The 16,516-nt window shown below is 64.1% G+C and carries 14 protein-coding genes and 1 riboswitch; of the genes, 6 read left to right on the forward strand and 8 right to left on the reverse strand.

What is annotated here, in order from left to right; genetic code table 11:
- The first annotated feature begins 249 nt into the window (after positions 1-249).
- From ACVOMB_RS13765 to ACVOMB_RS13780, 4 genes are all read left to right on the forward strand, one after another.
- Entirely contained in the window at positions 250-612 is a 363-nt protein-coding gene (locus tag ACVOMB_RS13765) for a phasin family protein (protein ID WP_481531732.1), read from the forward strand.
- Between the two features lie 178 nt (positions 613-790).
- Complete coding sequence (locus ACVOMB_RS13770; protein WP_481531693.1) at positions 791-1,411, forward strand: carbonic anhydrase family protein; 621 nt, start codon at positions 791-793, stop codon at positions 1,409-1,411.
- A gap of 138 nt (positions 1,412-1,549) precedes the next feature.
- Positions 1,550-2,032, forward strand: coding sequence for a GAF domain-containing protein (locus tag ACVOMB_RS13775; protein ID WP_481531694.1), 483 nt, complete (start codon positions 1,550-1,552; stop codon positions 2,030-2,032).
- Positions 2,029-2,388: a TfoX/Sxy family protein gene (locus tag ACVOMB_RS13780; protein ID WP_481531695.1), complete on the forward strand. Its 360-nt coding sequence runs from the start codon at positions 2,029-2,031 to the stop codon at positions 2,386-2,388. Before ACVOMB_RS13775 ends, ACVOMB_RS13780 begins: the two co-directional genes overlap by 4 nt.
- A gap of 220 nt (positions 2,389-2,608) precedes the next feature.
- Here the strand turns inward: ACVOMB_RS13780 and cobS are convergent, their stop codons facing one another.
- The 3 genes from cobS to cobT are packed head-to-tail and all read right to left on the reverse strand — an operon-like array spanning position 2,609 to position 5,012.
- Positions 2,609-3,361, reverse strand: coding sequence for an adenosylcobinamide-GDP ribazoletransferase (gene cobS / locus ACVOMB_RS13785; protein WP_481531696.1), 753 nt, complete (start codon positions 3,359-3,361; stop codon positions 2,609-2,611).
- A complete protein-coding gene (locus tag ACVOMB_RS13790) occupies positions 3,358-3,945 on the reverse strand; it encodes a histidine phosphatase family protein (RefSeq protein ID WP_481527321.1) in 588 nt (195 codons plus the stop codon). The genes cobS and ACVOMB_RS13790 overlap by 4 nt, the downstream gene beginning before the upstream one ends.
- Positions 3,942-5,012 (reverse strand): nicotinate-nucleotide--dimethylbenzimidazole phosphoribosyltransferase, encoded by a 1,071-nt coding sequence (gene cobT, locus ACVOMB_RS13795; protein ID WP_481531697.1) that lies wholly within the window; start codon positions 5,010-5,012, stop codon positions 3,942-3,944. Before cobT ends, ACVOMB_RS13790 begins: the two co-directional genes overlap by 4 nt.
- Positions 5,013-5,294: 282 nt before the next feature.
- Positions 5,295-5,531: riboswitch (cobalamin riboswitch) on the forward strand.
- A gap of 115 nt (positions 5,532-5,646) precedes the next feature.
- Here cobT and btuB point away from each other — a divergent pair.
- Positions 5,647-7,518 (forward strand): TonB-dependent vitamin B12 receptor, encoded by a 1,872-nt coding sequence (gene btuB / locus ACVOMB_RS13800; RefSeq protein ID WP_481531698.1) that lies wholly within the window; start codon positions 5,647-5,649, stop codon positions 7,516-7,518.
- Between the two features lie 103 nt (positions 7,519-7,621).
- Here the strand turns inward: btuB and ACVOMB_RS13805 are convergent, their stop codons facing one another.
- The gene (locus ACVOMB_RS13805) at positions 7,622-10,603 is read right to left on the reverse strand and encodes a TonB-dependent receptor domain-containing protein (protein ID WP_481531699.1); all 2,982 of its coding nucleotides are present in this window, start codon (positions 10,601-10,603) and stop codon (positions 7,622-7,624) included.
- Between the two features lie 664 nt (positions 10,604-11,267).
- On the opposite strand from ACVOMB_RS13805, the gene ACVOMB_RS13810 reads away from it, so the two are divergent.
- Positions 11,268-11,978, forward strand: a complete 711-nt coding sequence (locus tag ACVOMB_RS13810; RefSeq protein WP_481531700.1) for an AraC family transcriptional regulator — start codon at positions 11,268-11,270, stop codon at positions 11,976-11,978.
- Between the two features lie 61 nt (positions 11,979-12,039).
- On the opposite strand, the gene ACVOMB_RS13815 is transcribed toward ACVOMB_RS13810, so the two are convergent.
- The 4 genes from ACVOMB_RS13815 to ACVOMB_RS13830 form a co-directional block, all read right to left on the reverse strand.
- A complete protein-coding gene (locus tag ACVOMB_RS13815; protein ID WP_481531701.1) occupies positions 12,040-12,813 on the reverse strand; it encodes a heme ABC transporter ATP-binding protein in 774 nt (257 codons plus the stop codon).
- Complete coding sequence (locus ACVOMB_RS13820) at positions 12,810-13,850, reverse strand: FecCD family ABC transporter permease (protein WP_481531702.1); 1,041 nt, start codon at positions 13,848-13,850, stop codon at positions 12,810-12,812. Before ACVOMB_RS13820 ends, ACVOMB_RS13815 begins: the two co-directional genes overlap by 4 nt.
- Positions 13,847-14,899, reverse strand: coding sequence for a heme/hemin ABC transporter substrate-binding protein (locus ACVOMB_RS13825; protein ID WP_481531703.1), 1,053 nt, complete (start codon positions 14,897-14,899; stop codon positions 13,847-13,849). The genes ACVOMB_RS13820 and ACVOMB_RS13825 overlap by 4 nt, the downstream gene beginning before the upstream one ends.
- Positions 14,900-15,038: 139 nt before the next feature.
- Positions 15,039-16,439 (reverse strand): YncE family protein, encoded by a 1,401-nt coding sequence (locus ACVOMB_RS13830; protein ID WP_481531704.1) that lies wholly within the window; start codon positions 16,437-16,439, stop codon positions 15,039-15,041.
- Positions 16,440-16,516: the final 77 nt, after the last annotated feature.

Here is a 16,516-nt window from a genome sequence, read left to right on the forward strand (position 1 = left end):
CCGCCCCGCCCCCCGCCCGCCCCGCCCCGGGGCGCCCCCGCCCCCCCCCCCCGCCGGGGCCCCCCCGCCCGCCCGCCCCCCCGCCCCCCCCCCCCCCCCCCCCACTACAGAGCGGGCCTTACCTGGAACGCCCCAGCCAGCATGGCTCGGCTCTACAGTGGCGGAATACTGAATCGTTCATCATTAAATGTTGCGCCGCGCAAAATCCGCGCTATGCTGCGACGCAACAAGACCCGCCGGATCACCTCGATGTCCGCTCAGTTCAACGACTTCAGCAGCTACACCCAGCAGCTCGCCGCAGCCGCCAACCGTGCCAATCGGCTCGCGCTGGAAAATGCTGAAAGCGTGTTTGGCGTGCAACTGCGAGCGTTCGAGCGCAACACCACCGCTGCGGCTGGCTTCTTCGGCGAACTGGCCCAGGCCGGTGCGCAGGCGGATCTGCAGGCGCTGCTGCCCAAGGGCATGCAGCTGGCGCGCGAGAACATCGAACGGCTGGCCAACGCCAACCAGGAAGTGGTCGGGCTCAGCCTGAAGACCAGCGAGGCATTGGGCGCGCTGGTACGCCAGCCGTTCGCTGCCAAGCCCGCCAAGGCTGAGCGCAAAACCGACTGACACCCAGACAACAGAATTTGCGCGGTCCCTCCCCCGCGCAATCCCAGACCCGGCAGCTCCCTCCCGCTGCCGGGTCTTTTTTTGCCTGCAATCCCGGTTTTTCCTCCGCCGTTGGTCACGCATTCTCTCGCCACATCGCACCTGCTTCCCACAGCACCTGCCGCTATGATTCGCCGCCATGAGCGACGATATCGACCTGCCTGCCCCCTATTTCAACAGCGCGCTTACCCAGCAGCAGCGTGACAGCCTGTCGCCGGATGACATCATCGCCCTGATGCTCGATGGCAACCGCCGCTTCATGATGGGCACGCAGCTACCGCGCGATACCTTGGCCGAGCAGCGCTGCACCATCAGCGGCCAGCACCCGGCTGCGATTTCGCTGTCGTGCATCGACTCTCGCACGCCGGTGGAGATCATCTGTGACCTCGGCATCGGCGACACCTTCAACGCGCGCATCGCCGGCTATGTAGTCAATGACGACGTGCTCGGCAGCATGGAATACGCCTGCGCCGTTGCCGGCGCGCGGCTGGTCATCGTCATGGGTCACACCGCCTGCGGTGCAATCCAGGGCGCCATCGATGACATCGTGATGGGCAACCTGACCGGCCTGCTGGCCAGCATCAAACAGGCAGTGCAGGAAACGCCCTATGACGGCGACCGCACATCGGCCAACCCGGCCTTCGTCGACCTGGTCGCCCGCACTCACGTACAGCGCATGGTCACCGTCATCCGCGAGCGCAGCCATGTACTGCGCGAGCTGGAGCGCGAGCGCAGGATCAAGATCATCGGCTGCATGTAAGACATCAGCTCGGCGCGGATCAGTGTGCTTTGAGCTTCTGGCAGTTCAACTCATAACGCGCAGTCATCTATCTGGCCTGCAGCGACCCGCCCGAACTGGCAGAATCAACAGCTGTGCAAGCGGTTAGAGACTCCTGAGATGTTCAACACCGATACGCTGACCGGCAGCAAGCCGGAACAGTACGCCCAGCTGCTGGCCCAGGCCCGCGCTCTGGTCCATGGCGAGCCAGATCGTATTGCCAATGCCGCCAATCTGTCGGCGCTGGTCTACCACGCGCTGCCGCAGCTCAACTGGGTGGGGTTCTACTTCTACGACGGCAAGGAGCTGGTGGTGGGCCCGTTCCAAGGCTTGCCGGCCTGCGTGCGTATTCCCCTGTCCAAAGGCGTATGTGGCGCCGCTGCCAGCAGCCGCCAGACCCAGCGCATCGAAGACGTGGATGCCTTCCCCGGCCATATCGCCTGCGACTCGGCCTCGCGCTCTGAACTGGTGGTGCCCTTGGTTCACAACGGCGCCTTGGTCGGCGTATTCGATATCGACAGCCCGGTGATCGCACGCTTCGACGCGGATGATCAACTGGGGCTGGAAGCCATCGCCCAGGTGTTTGTCGAGGCGCTGCAATGAGCGCGCCCAAGCTGCGCAATATCGGCCCCAAGAGTGCAGCCTGGCTGCGTCAGGTGGGCTTGCGCAGCGAGCAGGATCTGAGCGCGATCGGCCCGGTAGCGGCGTTCATGAAGGTACGCCGCGCCGGCTTCAAGCCCAGCCTCAACCTGCTGTATTCGCTGGAAGGCGCATTGGTCGGCTGCCATTGGCAGGAAATACCCGAAGCACGCCGCCAGCAGCTGGTCGCAGAGTACGAAGTCGCCGTTGGCGCCCTGCCTACTGGACGCGCAGGGCAACAGGCCGGGCCGGTGCATGAAACGCATATGCAGGCCGAAGCCGATGAAGAAGATAACAGCGAGATTCGCTTCGAGGATTGAACTCCGCCCGGTGCTTTTGTGGGAGCGGCGTCAGCCGCGAAGCTGGCGGAACTGTCCGACGCAGCGCCTGCAAGGCCCCTGCCGAGCATGGCTCGGCACTACAGGTGGTCACCTTGTGGGAGCGGCGTCAGCCGCGAAGCTGGACGTCCATCAGATCGCACAGCAATGATCGCTGGTAGTTCTAGTTAAATGGCTCCGGTTGCAACTGTGGCTTCGCGGCTTACGCCGCTCCTACAAACCCGGTGGCGAGCGGTGCGAGGATTACCAGGGCCAATAGCAGCAGTGTCTCCACTACCTCGACACTGGCGCCCAGGCCATCGCCGGAGATGCCGCCAAGCTTGCGCTTCCACCACAGCGCAACCAGCGGCACCAGCAGTAGCGCCAGCAACAACGGCCAGGCGAAAATCGCGCTGATCGCGGCCAGCAGTGCCGCCCACAACCACATCGCCGACGGTCGCAGCTGCCAGGAAAAACGCTCACCCAAACCATCGCCATGCAGCGACGGTATGCGCTGGCTCCACCACAAGGTGCCCCAACGCGCCCACGCCGGCACCAGCACGATGCCGAACCACAACGGGCCCACCGCAAGCTCGGTCAGCAACACGAACTTGAGCAGCAGCTGCATGATCAGCGTGACCACGCCGAACACGCCCATATGCGGGTCTTTGAGTACTTCCAGAAAACGCTGCGGGTTGCGATGCGCCGCACCGAAGGCATCGGCGACATCGCCCAGGCCATCCAGATGCAGCGCGCCGGTCACCCATACCCAGACCAGCAAGGTCAATGCGCCGGCCAACCATGGACGATCAGCCAAGCCATACAGCGGTAGCGCCAGCAGCACGCCGATGATGACGCCGACCAAGGGGTAGTACACCGCCGATCTGCTCAGATCTTCCTGGCGGAAATCGCGCACCTGCGGTGTCGGCAGCCGAGTCAGGAATTGAATGGCAAGGATCAGGCGGCGTCCGATCATGGTTGTCGCAACTCCAGTAATTCACCCCACAACTGCCCGTCTTCGCCACGCTCCACGCGCAGGCGCACACGGGTGCCGTAATCAATACGCATCGCCCACAGCGAAGACAGGCTCATGCCGCAGACCCGCGACACAACCAGCCGCAACACGCCGGCATGGCTGACGACCAGCACCGGCTGGCCGTCGCCATCATCTTCGTCCACCAGCCGATGCAACTGCTCTTCCACGCGTGCCTGGAACTGCTGCCAGGATTCGCCGTTGGGCGGCACCACATCGTGCGGCTCGCTATAGAACCCGGCCAGTTGCTCGGCCGGTAGTTCATCGAAATGCAGCCCGTCCCAATCACCGAAGTCGAGCTCGGCCCAATCCGGATGGATTTCGCAGAACTGGTTGCTGCCGGCCACCAGCGCATGCGCGGTGTCCAGCGCGCGCCGGCGCGGCGAGCTGATCACGCGGCTCCAGCCGATGCCGGCATGGCAGCGGTACAGCGCATCCATCGCGCCTTCGATCAAGGGCGGATCGGTACGACCGTCCAGATGACCTGCACGTCCGGTGGAAGCATGCCGCAGCAGATCCAGAATCATCGGCCGCCACCGCGATCAGCGACCGCCGCTTCGGCAAACGTCGCCATGCTGTTGTGCAGGGCGCAGGCCATGCGTACCAGCGGCAACGCGAGCGCGGCACCGGAGCCTTCGCCAAGACGCAGGTCCAACGACAGCAACGGCTGTGCCTGCAGCGTTTCCAACAGGCGGATATGACCGCGCTCGGCCGACTGATGCGAGAACAGCAGCCACGGCCGCAGACTCGGATTGATGCGCACTGCCGCCAATGCCGCAGCAGAGACAATGAAGCCATCCACCAACACTGGAATACGACGCTGCGCAGCGGCAATCATCGCCGCGCAGATCGCTGCGATCTCCAATCCACCCACACGTTGCAACGCTTCGTACGCGGGCGACTCGGCCGTGCTGATCGCTTCACCATGCAGGCTCAGCGCGCGTGCGATCAGATTTTTCTTCTGCACCATGCGTACCGCGTCCAGGCCGGTACCAGCGCCGACCAACTCGTCCAACGGCAACGGGCCGAGCACGGCGGCTACCGCACTGGCAGCGGTGGTGTTGCCGATGCCCATCTCACCGAACACCAGCAGATCGGCACCGTCGGCGCAGGCGATTTCCACCGCGCGGCGACCGGCATCGAAGGCAGCGTCCAGATCGGCAACCGACATCGCCGGGGCGGTACTGAAGTCCGCAGTGCCGTACAGCGTCTTGGCACTGACCACGCCGGCAATCGGCGCGGTGGCGCGGCTGCCCACATCCCAAACGTGCAGCGGCAGGCCCAGTTCGCGCGCCAGCACCGCAATGGCAGCACCACCGCCGGCAAAGTTGTGCAGCATCTGCACCGTCACTTCCGCCGGGTAGGCCGACACGCCCTGCGCGGTCACACCGTGATCGCCAGCGAACACCACCACCGGCACACGTTGCGCCACCGGCTGATCCACGCCTTGCAGCGCGGCCAGCTCAACGGCCAAGGTCTCCAAGCGACCCAACGCGCCTTCCGGCTTGGTCAGCTGGCGCTGGCGCAGCAGCGCACGCTGCCGGTATTCCTGCGAAGGCTGGCCGCAGGCCTGCCCGTACCATGTTTCTGTCACGACACTTCCGATACTGCGTTTGCAGCGCGCATTCTAGCCATTCAGCAACAGTGCTGCGCATGACCTGCTTCGGCAGTCACTGCTCAAACCCAACTCCAGCAACACGTAGCCCGGGTAAGCGCAGCGCTCCCGGGGAATGCGATTGCAGCATCGATGCGGGCTGCAGCGCCCTGCACTTCCCGGGCTCACTGCGCATGTCCGGGCTGTCTTGAACCTTGGCTACCGACGCAACGGTACGGCCGCCGTTGCCGCCCATTCCGGCAACCTTGGCGGCAATGGCATAGAATGCGCGCACTTTCAGGTGACCGCCCGGCATTGCTGGTCGGTTGAAACGGGAAGCCGGTGCCGCGCACTGCTGGATCTCCAGCGTGCAGCCATTCCGGCGCTGCCCCCGCAACGGTAAGCAGGACAAGTCCAGACATGGCGCCACTGTGCACGGCACGGGAAGGCGTCTGGACGGAAGCGGCACACGCCGCCTCGCCTGCGAGTCCGGAGACCGGCCCGAAAGCCGACTGGTTGCGATGCGGAGGGCATGGCGGCGGCTGTAGCGCCGTGTGCGCCGCCTCCGTCTTCTCCCTCTTCTGGCAGCCTCCCCAATCCGCCTGCGCGGGAGCGTGCAGGCCCAGGAGCTTCCATGAAACTGTCTTACCACACCCTTTCGCTCGCCCTTGCCCTGGCATTGCCGGGCGTTGCCGCCGCGCAGAACGCACCGACCGAGCTGGACGACGTCACCGTCACCGCGACCCGTACCCCGGTCTCCATCGAAAACAGCGTTGTGCCGGTACAGGTCATCGACCGTGCGCAGATCGACCACAGCCAGGCCAACTCGCTGCAGGACCTGCTGCGCGGCCGCGCTGGTCTGGACTTCGCCAACCAGGGCGGCGCCGGCAAGATCACTTCGCTGTTCCTGCGCGGCAGCAACTCCAACCAGGTGCTGGTGCTGGTAGATGGCGTGCGTGTGGCCTCGGCCACCAGCGGCATGGCCGCACTGCAGGACCTGCCGGTTGACCAGATCGAACGCATTGAAATCGTGCGCGGCCCGCGTTCGAGCCTGTACGGCTCCGAGGCCATTGGCGGCGTGATCCAGATCTTCACCCGCAACGCTGGCCAGGGCCTGCAGCAGAACCTGGCAATCACCGCCGGCAGCAACAACCTGCGCCAGGTCAGCGCCGGCTTCAGCAACCGCGGCGAGCGTGGCTGGATCTCGGCCCAGGGCGGCTACCAGAAGACCGACGGCATCAACGCCTGCCGCGGCACTGCCGCTGGCTGGGGCGCTGGCTGCTACGCCGATGAGCCGGACCGCGATGGCTACCGCAACACCTCCATCAACGTGCGCGGCGGCTATGCCCTGACCGACACGCTGAGCCTGGAAGGCCATGTGCTCAACGCCGACAGCTTCAACGAATACGACGGCAGCATCTTCGGCGGCAACGAAGCCGACAACCGCCAGCAGGTCTATGGTGCAAAGCTCGCCTGGGCTGCATCGGACCGCTTCCGCCTCAGCGCGCAGGTTGGCCGCAACCGCGACGAAGCCGACAACTACTTTGCTGATGCCAACAACGGCACCCGCCGCTTCGCCAGCGCTTTCGATACCCGCCGCGACACCGCCAGCGTGCAGGGCGACTTCAGCTTCGCCGAAGGCCAGCAGATCACCGCCGGCGCCGATTGGCAGAACGACAAGGTCACCAGCTCCACCGCGTTCGACATCGACCAGCGCGACAACCTTGGCGTGTTTGCCGAGTACCAGGGCCAGTTTGGCGCGCACTCGCTGCAGGCCAGCGTGCGCAACGACGACAACGAACAGTTCGGTAACCACACCACCGGCAGCCTGGGTTACGGCTTCGCCTTTGGCAACGGCTTCCGCCTGACCGCCAGCGCCGGCACCGGCTTCAAGGCACCGACCTTCAACGACCTGTACTACCCGGGTTTCAGCAACCCGAACTTGAAGCCGGAAGAATCCAAGAGCCTGAACCTGGGCATCGCGCAGTACGCCGACAACTGGAACTGGACCTTCAACGCCTACGAAACCCGCGTCGACCAGCTGATCGGCTATGACAGCAACTTCGACCTGGTCAACGTTGCCGAAGCCCGCATCCGCGGCGCCGAGCTGACCGGCTATCTGTCGCTGGCTGGTTTCGATATCAACGCCCAGGCCAGCTTCACCGACCCGCGCGACCATACCTCCGGCGCTGCCACCTACGACAACCTGCTGGCCCGCCGCGCGCGCACCAGCGGCCGTCTGGATGTGGACAAGAGCTTCGGCCCGCTGCGCCTGGGCGTGACCGCTGCCGGCAGCGGCCACCGCTTCGACAACGCTGCCAACAGCGTGCGTCTGGCCGGCTACGGCACCATGGATGTGCGCGTTGAATACGCCATCAACGATGCCTGGAGCCTGCAGGCCAAGGCCGCCAACGTGTTCGACCGCGAATACGAAACCGTTGCCTGGTACAACCAGCCGGGCCGCGAGTACCAGCTGACCCTGCGTTACAACAGCAAGGCCAACTGAGCCTGCGAAGCCCCAGCGCAGCTGCGGCTTCCAACAGTGTGAAAACAAGCAGGGCCGACGGTCATCCCGTCGGCCCTGCTCTTTTTGCAGTCGCCAAAGATCGTTACAGCTTCATACGCACGCCGATGTTGAAGGTGCGGCCCAGCACGTCATATACCGCTGCCTGATAGCCGGTCTGATTGAAGCCGGCGCCGCCCGCCTCTGCACCCGGCACCCGTGGCGGCGCGCGATCAAACACATTGTTCATGCCACCGAACACACTGAACTTCGGCGTGAGCTGATAGCTGGCGTAGAAGTCGCTGTAGAACGTATTGCCGGCCCACTCACGCGCGTAGCTTGCGGTGGAGGTATTGCTGCCACGCATCTTCGATACATGCCGCAGGGTCCAGTAGAAACTGGCTTTGGGATTGGACCAACCGGTACGTACCGTGCCCTTCCACTTCGGCGTGCCCCACAGCGTCAGGTAATCCCATTCGTCATCTGGATTCAACGGATCGGCGACGAACTTGCGTTCCAGGGTACGACCGTAGCTGAGATCCACCAGGATGCGGCCCGCATTGGAGCTGGCTACACCACCCAGGTCGTAGTACCAGTTGGCATTGATGTCCACGCCACGTGCGATGCTCTGCGACAGGTTCAGCTGTTGCACGGCAACTTCTACGATATCGCCAGCCGAGTCGCGGCTGACCAGATCACAGAAAGCGTTGTCCAGGCTGGCCTGGTCGACGCAACGGTTGAGGATGGTCTGGTAGTCCAGGGTGGAGATCACCCCGCGCAGGTCGATCTTGTAATAGTCGGCCGACACCGTCAGGTTGGAAATGAAGCGCGGCCGCAGCACCACGCCAAAGGTCGTGGTCTTGGCGGTTTCCGGCTTCAGGTTGACGTTGCCCGAATAGACGATGTCCTTCCACTGCCAGTAGTTGCCGACGCTGGTATCGCTGGGGCTGATGGCCGCGCAGTTGCCCGCCGTGTAGCTGGTCGTACTGGTGCGGTTGGCCAACGCATAGTCGTTGCAGGGATCGTAGATCCACGCCGAGGACACGCTGCCCGCCGTGTACAGCTCACCGATATTGGGCGCACGGATTGCCTTGCCATAGGTGCCACGCAGAGTAATGTCATCGATCGGCGCCCACTCCAAGCCAACTTTGGTAGTGGTGGTGCGGCCGGCGGTGCTGTAGTCCGACACACGCCCGGCCAGCTCCAGCGACAGGCGCTCGGCACCGGTCACGCCTGACAGCAACGGCAGGCTCAACTCGCTGAAGATTTCCTTGACGCTGAACTCGCCGGTCAAGCTGCTCTGCGTGGTGCCGAGGCTGGGGTCATACGCCGGGTTGGTCGGGTCGTACTGAGCGATGGTACCGATCTCATTGCGTTCCTTGCGGTACTCCGCACCCACCACGATCTTGGCTTCACCACCGGGCAGGTCGAACAGGCCGCCAGAGGCATAGGCCGATGCAACTTTCTGGGTAAGTGTGGTCGTGGACCAGTCGGTGTCATAGGTCAGCCAGTCGACCATCTCCGACGTCAGCCGCTTGAACGGATTGATCGCCACGCAGCCAGCCGGCCCATCCAGGCAAATCGGGTTGCCGGCGCCATCCACATAGGAATTCAACCCCGACAGCAGCCGGTCGTAGGAACCGGCATTGAGTTCGCGGGTGCGCTGGCGGCTGCGTCCGTAAGAATAGTAAGCCTCATAGTTCCAGCTGCGGCCGAAGAAGTCGAAATAGCCTTCCGCGCCTACGGTGGCCTGCAACAGCTTGCGGTCGGTCTGCTGGCGCATATGCCCCAGCTCTTCATCGAAGTGGCGACCAAAAGCGATGCCATCGGTGAATGCACCACCGTTGGCGGTGATCATTTCCTGGGTGATGAAGGGGCTGTAGTACGGCACCACTTCACTGCCACCCGAACCGTAGGTACTGAGCGAGCGCCAGGAGGCTTCAGATTGGCTCTGCGAATAGTTGACCGTGCCAACCAGGCGCAGCGCATCGTTGACGTCGAAATCCAGCGTCGAGCGCACTGTCTGACGATCCGATGGCGTCACCAGGTACCAGGAATCGTAGCGTCCGCCAAACTCGCCGCCATCGGTGGTGCCCTGCTGCAGCACGTTGAAGCCTGAGCTCAGGTTGGTCAGCCCACCCGGGCCAAGCTGCGAGTGGCGCAACGAGCCGTCCGGATTGAAGGTGTACAGGCAGTTGGCGGCGTTGGCCGCGCTGCAGTTGCCCAGCAAGACGGTGGCATTGGGCGAGTTATAGACGTTGCGGCTGTTGTCGAGGATCACATACGGATCCGTGCTTTTGGCACGGGCGTAATACGGATAGCCGTTGGCGGTCCAAGGACGGTCCTGGCCGCGCACGGTGCCGGAATTTTCTTCCCAGAAGCCGTACAGGGTGAAGTTGCCGCGGTTGTCGGCGAAGTTCTTTCCGAACAGAACGTCGCCGGTATAGGTAGGCATGTCGCCACGCGAAGAATCACCATAGCGGACGCTGGCTTCAAGGCCTTCGTAGTCGCGCTTGAGGACGAAGTTGACCACACCGTTGACGGCATCGGCGCCATACAGCGCGGAGGCGCCACCGGTAACCACGTCCACGCGCTCGATCATGCTTGCAGGCAGTGCGCTTACGTCGACACCGGCGGTGCCGGGGATGGATGCAACCTGGCGACGCCCATCCACCAGCGTCAGCGTGCGCTGCACGCCCATGCCACGCAGGTCCAGTGCACTGACGCCAACGTTGCCGGTCTGGTTGGCGGTCTGACTGGTCTGGGTCGCAGCAAAGCTGGGCAGCTGGTTCACCAGATCGGCGATCTGGGTATAGCCGGAGGCCTGGATCCGTTCCGCACTGATTGCCGTCACCGGCGCTGGGCCCTCGAAGCCCGGCTCACGCCGGATGCGCGAGCCGGTCACGATCACGGCATCGAGATTCTTCGCTTCCGCGCCAGTAGCCTGTTGTTCCTTCGCGGCCTCCCCAGCTGCGTCCTGCGCCCAGGCCGAGCCGATGGCGGTGGAACACAGCGCGATAGCTACAGCTATAGCCAATTGGCCACGCCGACGACACGGCAAGCGCTTGGCGGGATCGTTCGTTTTCATCTACTTCCCCTCGAATATGAAATGTCCAACGAAAATTCAGCAATCAACAACATCTGCTTCTGACCGCGCCCGCCCAGCGCCTCGCCTTGATTGAAGTGCGGCTTCAGCAACGGCTGCAGGTCGACGACGGCACAATACCGATCAACTGCTTCGCGAAGACTTCGCCCATTTCTCGCGCACACTCCAACGGACCTCGGCGCGGGCAAACGCGAAGGTCTACAGCAGATGGAACAGTCACGATCCTGATGGCCGCGAACGAGGCTGGACTGAAGGCAAAACATTCACGCACAAACCCGAACCGGATCCAGCATCGGGTATGCCGGTTCTGGCAGACACGCACTACCTTGGCATAACCGGCCGAGGTTTTTAGATCCGCCTAATACCAGCCCCCGGACGGTTATCGACGCGCGCCTTCCCGCTGATCAACGGGAAGGGCGCAAAAAATCCACACAACCGGTAACAATTGCAACCATTTGATTTGTATACATACGCAAGAACGAAAGGAGTTCATGACCGTACATTTCGGGTTCAATACTCCACTGGACCCACCACCACGCGCTAGGTGTATCTTTGCTCGCACGATGCGGATTTCAGCATACTAATTCCGCTTGAGAGACGGCCGCCGCAATGGCAGGGTGTGCGCTCTGCAACGGAGAGCAACGCCATGACTGTCACCCTGTCACCGCAGGTGTTGGTGCGCATGTTTGACCCACTTCCAGACGTGGTGTTCTTCATCAAGGACACCGAGTGTCGCTACACCCACGTCAACCAGACCTTGATGCAACGGCTGGCGAAGAAGAGCCGCGAGGAGATCGTCGGCAGGAGCGTGTTGCAGCTCTATCCTGCACACCTGGCCGCGCGCTACATCCTGCAGGATCGTCGCGTGCTGACCGGCGAAGTGATCGAAGACATGCTTGAGCTGCAGCTCTATGCAAACCGCAGCCCAGGCTGGTGCCTCACCCTCAAGCAGCCGCTGATTGAGGACAACCGCATCGTTGGCTTGATAGGTATCTCACGCGATCTTGGCCAACCCGACCGCGAGGATTCATCATTCCAGCGCTTGCACGCTGCAGTGGAGTACATGCAGGCGCATTTCCACGAGCCGCTGCGCGTGCGCACGCTGGCCGGCAAGAGTGGCGTCTCGGTCGCGCAGTTGGAGCGTTTGTTCAAAAAAGTATTTCAGCTGACGCCGCAGCAGTTGCTGACCAAGTTCCGCATCGAGGCCGCTACCCGCATGTTGTTCACCGATACCAGCATCGCCAGCGTCGGTCAGGCCTGCGGGTTCTCCGACCAAAGTGCATTCGCGCGCCAGTTCAAACACACCGTTGGCATGACGCCGCGCGACTATCGGGCGCTGGCGGCAGCGCCGAAGTAGCCATCCCGCCAGTGCGCGATGCGTGCGAAGAACACGACTTCGCCCACGCACCGCCGGATACTCAGTCGTCGCAGGCAACTACCAGCGGCACGCCACGCGTTGGGTGCTCGATCACCTGCACCGGCTGACCGTAGACCTTGCCGATGGTGTCGCGGGTCAGCACCTCTCGCGGTGAACCATCGGCGGCAATGCGTCCATCGCACAGCATCACAATGCGATCGGCGTAGGCCGAGGCCAGGTTGAGGTCGTGCAGCACCACCACCACCACGCAACGGCCTTGCGCTGCGAGCTCGCGAGCGCTGCGCAGGGTGCGCTCCTGATGGCGAAGATCGAGTGCGGCGGTTGGCTCATCCAGCAGCAGTACCGGCGTTTGTTGCGCCAAGGCACGCGCAAGCGAGGTGCGTGCTGCCTCGCCACCGGATAGCGTCTGCACATCGCGACCGGCGAGAGCTGTGACATCTACTTCAAGCAACGCGGCTTCGACGATATCCGCATCCTGTCGTGGTTGTGGCGGATGCGGTAAACGCCCCATCGCCACCACTTCGCGCACGCTGAAGGCAAAGTGCACGGCATGATCCTGCACCATCACTGCCCGCTGCAGGGCAAGCTCGCGGACCGGCCAGCCGGCCAGCGCATGGCCATGCAGTAGTGCCTGCCCGGTATCCGGCTCGGCATCACCGGCAAGCAGGGCCAACAACGTGGATTTGCCCGCACCGTTAGGGCCGACCAAGGCAGTCAGCGTGCCGGCCTGCAGGGAAAGATCGACACCGGCCAATATCTGGCGACTGCCACGCAGCACGCTGACCTTGCGCAGTTCAAGCAGCGGCGGGCTCATCCTCGCCCTCCACGCTTGCGCAACACCAGCCATAGGAAGAACGGTGCGCCCAAGGCAGCAGAGAACAGGCCGAGCGGGATCTCCGACGGTGGATCAAGCGTGCGCGCGGCGGTATCGGCAACCACGATCAGCAACGCGCCAACTACGCCCGACAAGGGCAGCAACCAACGATGTCCAGGCCCAGCCAGCATCCGCACCAGGTGCGGCACCACCAGACCGACGAAACTGACGCTGCCGGCAAACGCCACCGCTGCACCTACCAGCAGTGCACTGAAGGCGACCAGCAACAGCCGCGTACGTGCGACATCCAGACCGATATGACGTGCCTGCCGCTCACCGAGCGCAAGCATGTCCAAGGGCGTGGCCAGCCGCAGCAGAGCCAACAGGCCGATCACGAATACCGGCGTGACCGCAGCCACGTCGCTCCAACTGGCCTGCGCCAACGAGCCCATCTGCCAGAACACCAGTGACTGCAGTTCGCTCTCGCTGGCGATGTAGGTCAGGAAGCCAACCGCCGCCGAGCAGCCCGCACCAATCGCGATACCGACCAGCAGCAAGGTCGCGGTGCCCTCACCGCGCCCGGGCCGTGCCAGCAGATAGATCAAGGTCGTCGCACCGGCGCCGCCAATGAAGGCCGCCAGCGGAATCAGCCATACAGCGAATGCGCCCGCACCGAGCACGATGGCCGCCACCGCGCCCAGCGCCGCGCCCTGACTGACACCGACGATGCCGGGATCAGCCAGCGGATTGCCGAACAAGCCCTGCAAGGCGACGCCAGCCATCGCCAGCGATGCTCCCACCAGCGCGCCGAGCAATGCGCGTGGAATGCGCAGCTGCCAGACCACGCCCATGTCGCGGGCACTGATCGATTGCGGATCCGCCAAGCCGAACTGCGCCGCCATCGCCCGCAGCACGTCGGCCGCAGGCAGCTTCAGCGGGCCGGTGCCGAACGACAACAGCACCGCCGCCAGCAGCACCGCCAGCAACAGACATAGCAGCAGCGCACCGTTCGGCCGCCGGACCTGCGCCGACATCATCCGCGCGACAACTCCGCCAGGGCTTGCGCCAAGGCCAGCGCACCGGCACCGGAACCCACGCTGGTGGATTTGAGTTCGACATCAGGCATCACCCAGACACGGTTGGCCGCGCCAGCGGGCGTGTGCTTCAAGGTTGGATAGGCCTTCCACAGGCCGGCTTCACCGCCGAACAGGCGCAGGTCGTTTTCCGTTACCAGGATCACGTCTGGCGCTGCCGCAACAACGCCCTCGTTGCTGAGCTGGGAGTAATTGGCCACGCCCGCTTCTTCGCCGATGTTGATGCCACCGGCGATGGTGATCAGCTGGTTGGCGGCGCTGTCAGCGCCGGCCACGGTCGGCAGACCACCGGCACCGCTGGCCGACAGCGCGATCACCCGCGGGCGCTTCGCATTGTCCTTGGCGATGGCTGCAGCCTGATCGAGCTGTGCTTGCACCTTGCCGGCCAATTCCTGCCCCTGTGCAGCCAGACCAAGCGCAGCCGCCACCTTGCGCACCTTGTCCGCTGGCGGCTGCAGGTCGTCGATCACCACTGCCGCATGGCCGGCCGCGCGCAGGCGCTCAGCCAGCAGCGCATGGCGGCGCAGGCTGTTGCCGAGGAACAGGGTTCCTTCCAGGCTCAGCACGCCCTCCACACCGGTTGTACGGTTGAACAGGAAGTGTTTGGCCGCGGCCTTGCCCGCAGCAGTCGCCGAGCGCTCCGGCGCTGCATAGACCTTATCGGACAAGCCCAAGGCTTCAATCACCGCGATCACATCATCGCCGCCAGCGACGATGCGACTGATATCCGTCACTTCAACGTCCACACCATCGTCCGAGCGCAGCTTGGCCGGCAACTGCGGCGTTGCTGCCGCCACCTGCGGTACGTCCTGCCCGGCCACGCGCTTCCAGCCAGCCGGCAATCCGCCCGCATCTGCGCCGTCGACAGCGGGTGCTGCAACTGCGGGGGCTTCGGCTGCAACCTGCGGTGGTGTCGGGCTGCGATCACAGCCGGTAATCAGCACGGCCAACAGCAGGCCCAGGCCGGTCGGAACAATGGTGGTGGCTTTCATCAATACGTCCTCGGTTACCAGATTAGCCGACGCATTGGAGCTGCGTGGCGGCCAGGTTTTGATGGCAGTGCGGGAGATGCCGTTACCAGCATCTCCCGCGCGTTTATCGCTTTGTCGCGCGCAGGGCGCGGCCGATCACTCAGCGCTGCACAGGCAGCATGCGGGTGATGCGATCGCCCTTGGCGTCATCAGCGCCCTTGGACTTGTTGATCGCGAACATCACCGCATCCGGGCCCTTGCTGACGTGATTCGGGTAGGTGCCGCCATCGAGGTTGGCAATGATCTTGCCGCCTTCGTCGACCACCGTGACGGTGCCGGCAGCGCGGTTGCTGATATAGGCCAGGCGCGTGCTCGGGCTGTAAGACACGTTCAAGGAACCGGCACCGACATACACGTCGTGCTCGACCTTGGCAGTGGCCGGGTCGACGATCAGCAGGTTGTCGCTGCCCTGCGATACCACCAGCAGGCGCTTGGCCACCGGGTTCCATGCAACGCCGATCGCATCACGCGCGCCAGCCAGCGGGAATACCTTCTCCACCTTGCCGCTGGCACCGTCGATGATTGCGGCCTCGGCAGCGGCCAGGCTGACGGTATAGACCTTGCCGGTAGCCGTATCGATGTCCAGGCTACCCGGGGTGAAGGTCTCGCCACGCTTGCCGGATGCAATGGTGATGTTGTCCAGCTGCTGCAGCGTGCGGGTGTCGAACACGCTGATGTAGTCGGCACCGGTGGCCGAGACGTAGGCGCGGTTGCGCTGTGCATCGACCACCACGTCACGCGCGTGCGACACCGCGCCGACCGGGAACTGCTTGACCAGCGACAGGTCGGACTGGCGGTACACCGCCACCGTGTCCTGGCGGGTATTGGTCACCCACACAGTGCCGTTGGCGTCGTCCACGCCCACGCCGTAGACCGCGAACAGGTTGCCGTCATTACCCGGTGCCGCCTGCGGCGATACGCGGGCGATGATCTGCAGGGTTTCCGGGTCCACCTTGAGCAACTCGGACTGCTTCACCGGCGGGCGACCGACCGCGCTGGTCACGAATGCGGCCTTGCTGGCCGGGCTGTAGGCGACCTGATACAAACCCTGCACCAGGCGGTTACTGGCGGCCTGGATGCGCTCCTGGCCGGACAACGGCACTTCGCGCGATACCTTCAGCGAGAACACCGCCGCGGCGTCCGGCGCAGCGGCGCGCACCACGATCGGCTGCGGGCCAGCGACGGCGTCGGCCGGGATTGCCAGCGTGCCGCTGAATTTGCCTTCGTCATCGGCGACATAAGGCTGCGCGTTGAGCACGGTCTCACCGCGCAGCAAGGTTACCTTCTGCCCCGGGGTGAAACCATTGCCTTCAATACCGGTTTCGCTGCCCGGCAATACAACCGGTGCGGTAGCGCGCACGCTGCCGTTGAACGCGGTGTCCGGCTGCGCGAACACCTGCGCGCCGGCAGCGCCGGTGGCCAGCAATAACGCCAGACCGAGCAGGTGCGGACGCGCGGCGCGGGCAGTGGTGGAAGCAGTAGTGGAACGAATGTTTGCCATCGGGCATTACCTCTTGGGTGCTGCGCGACGTCGCGCGCATCGTGGGGTTCTGCCTGGGCGGTGACGCTGCCTGGGTA

This window comes from Stenotrophomonas sp. STEN018, assembly GCF_056760235.1.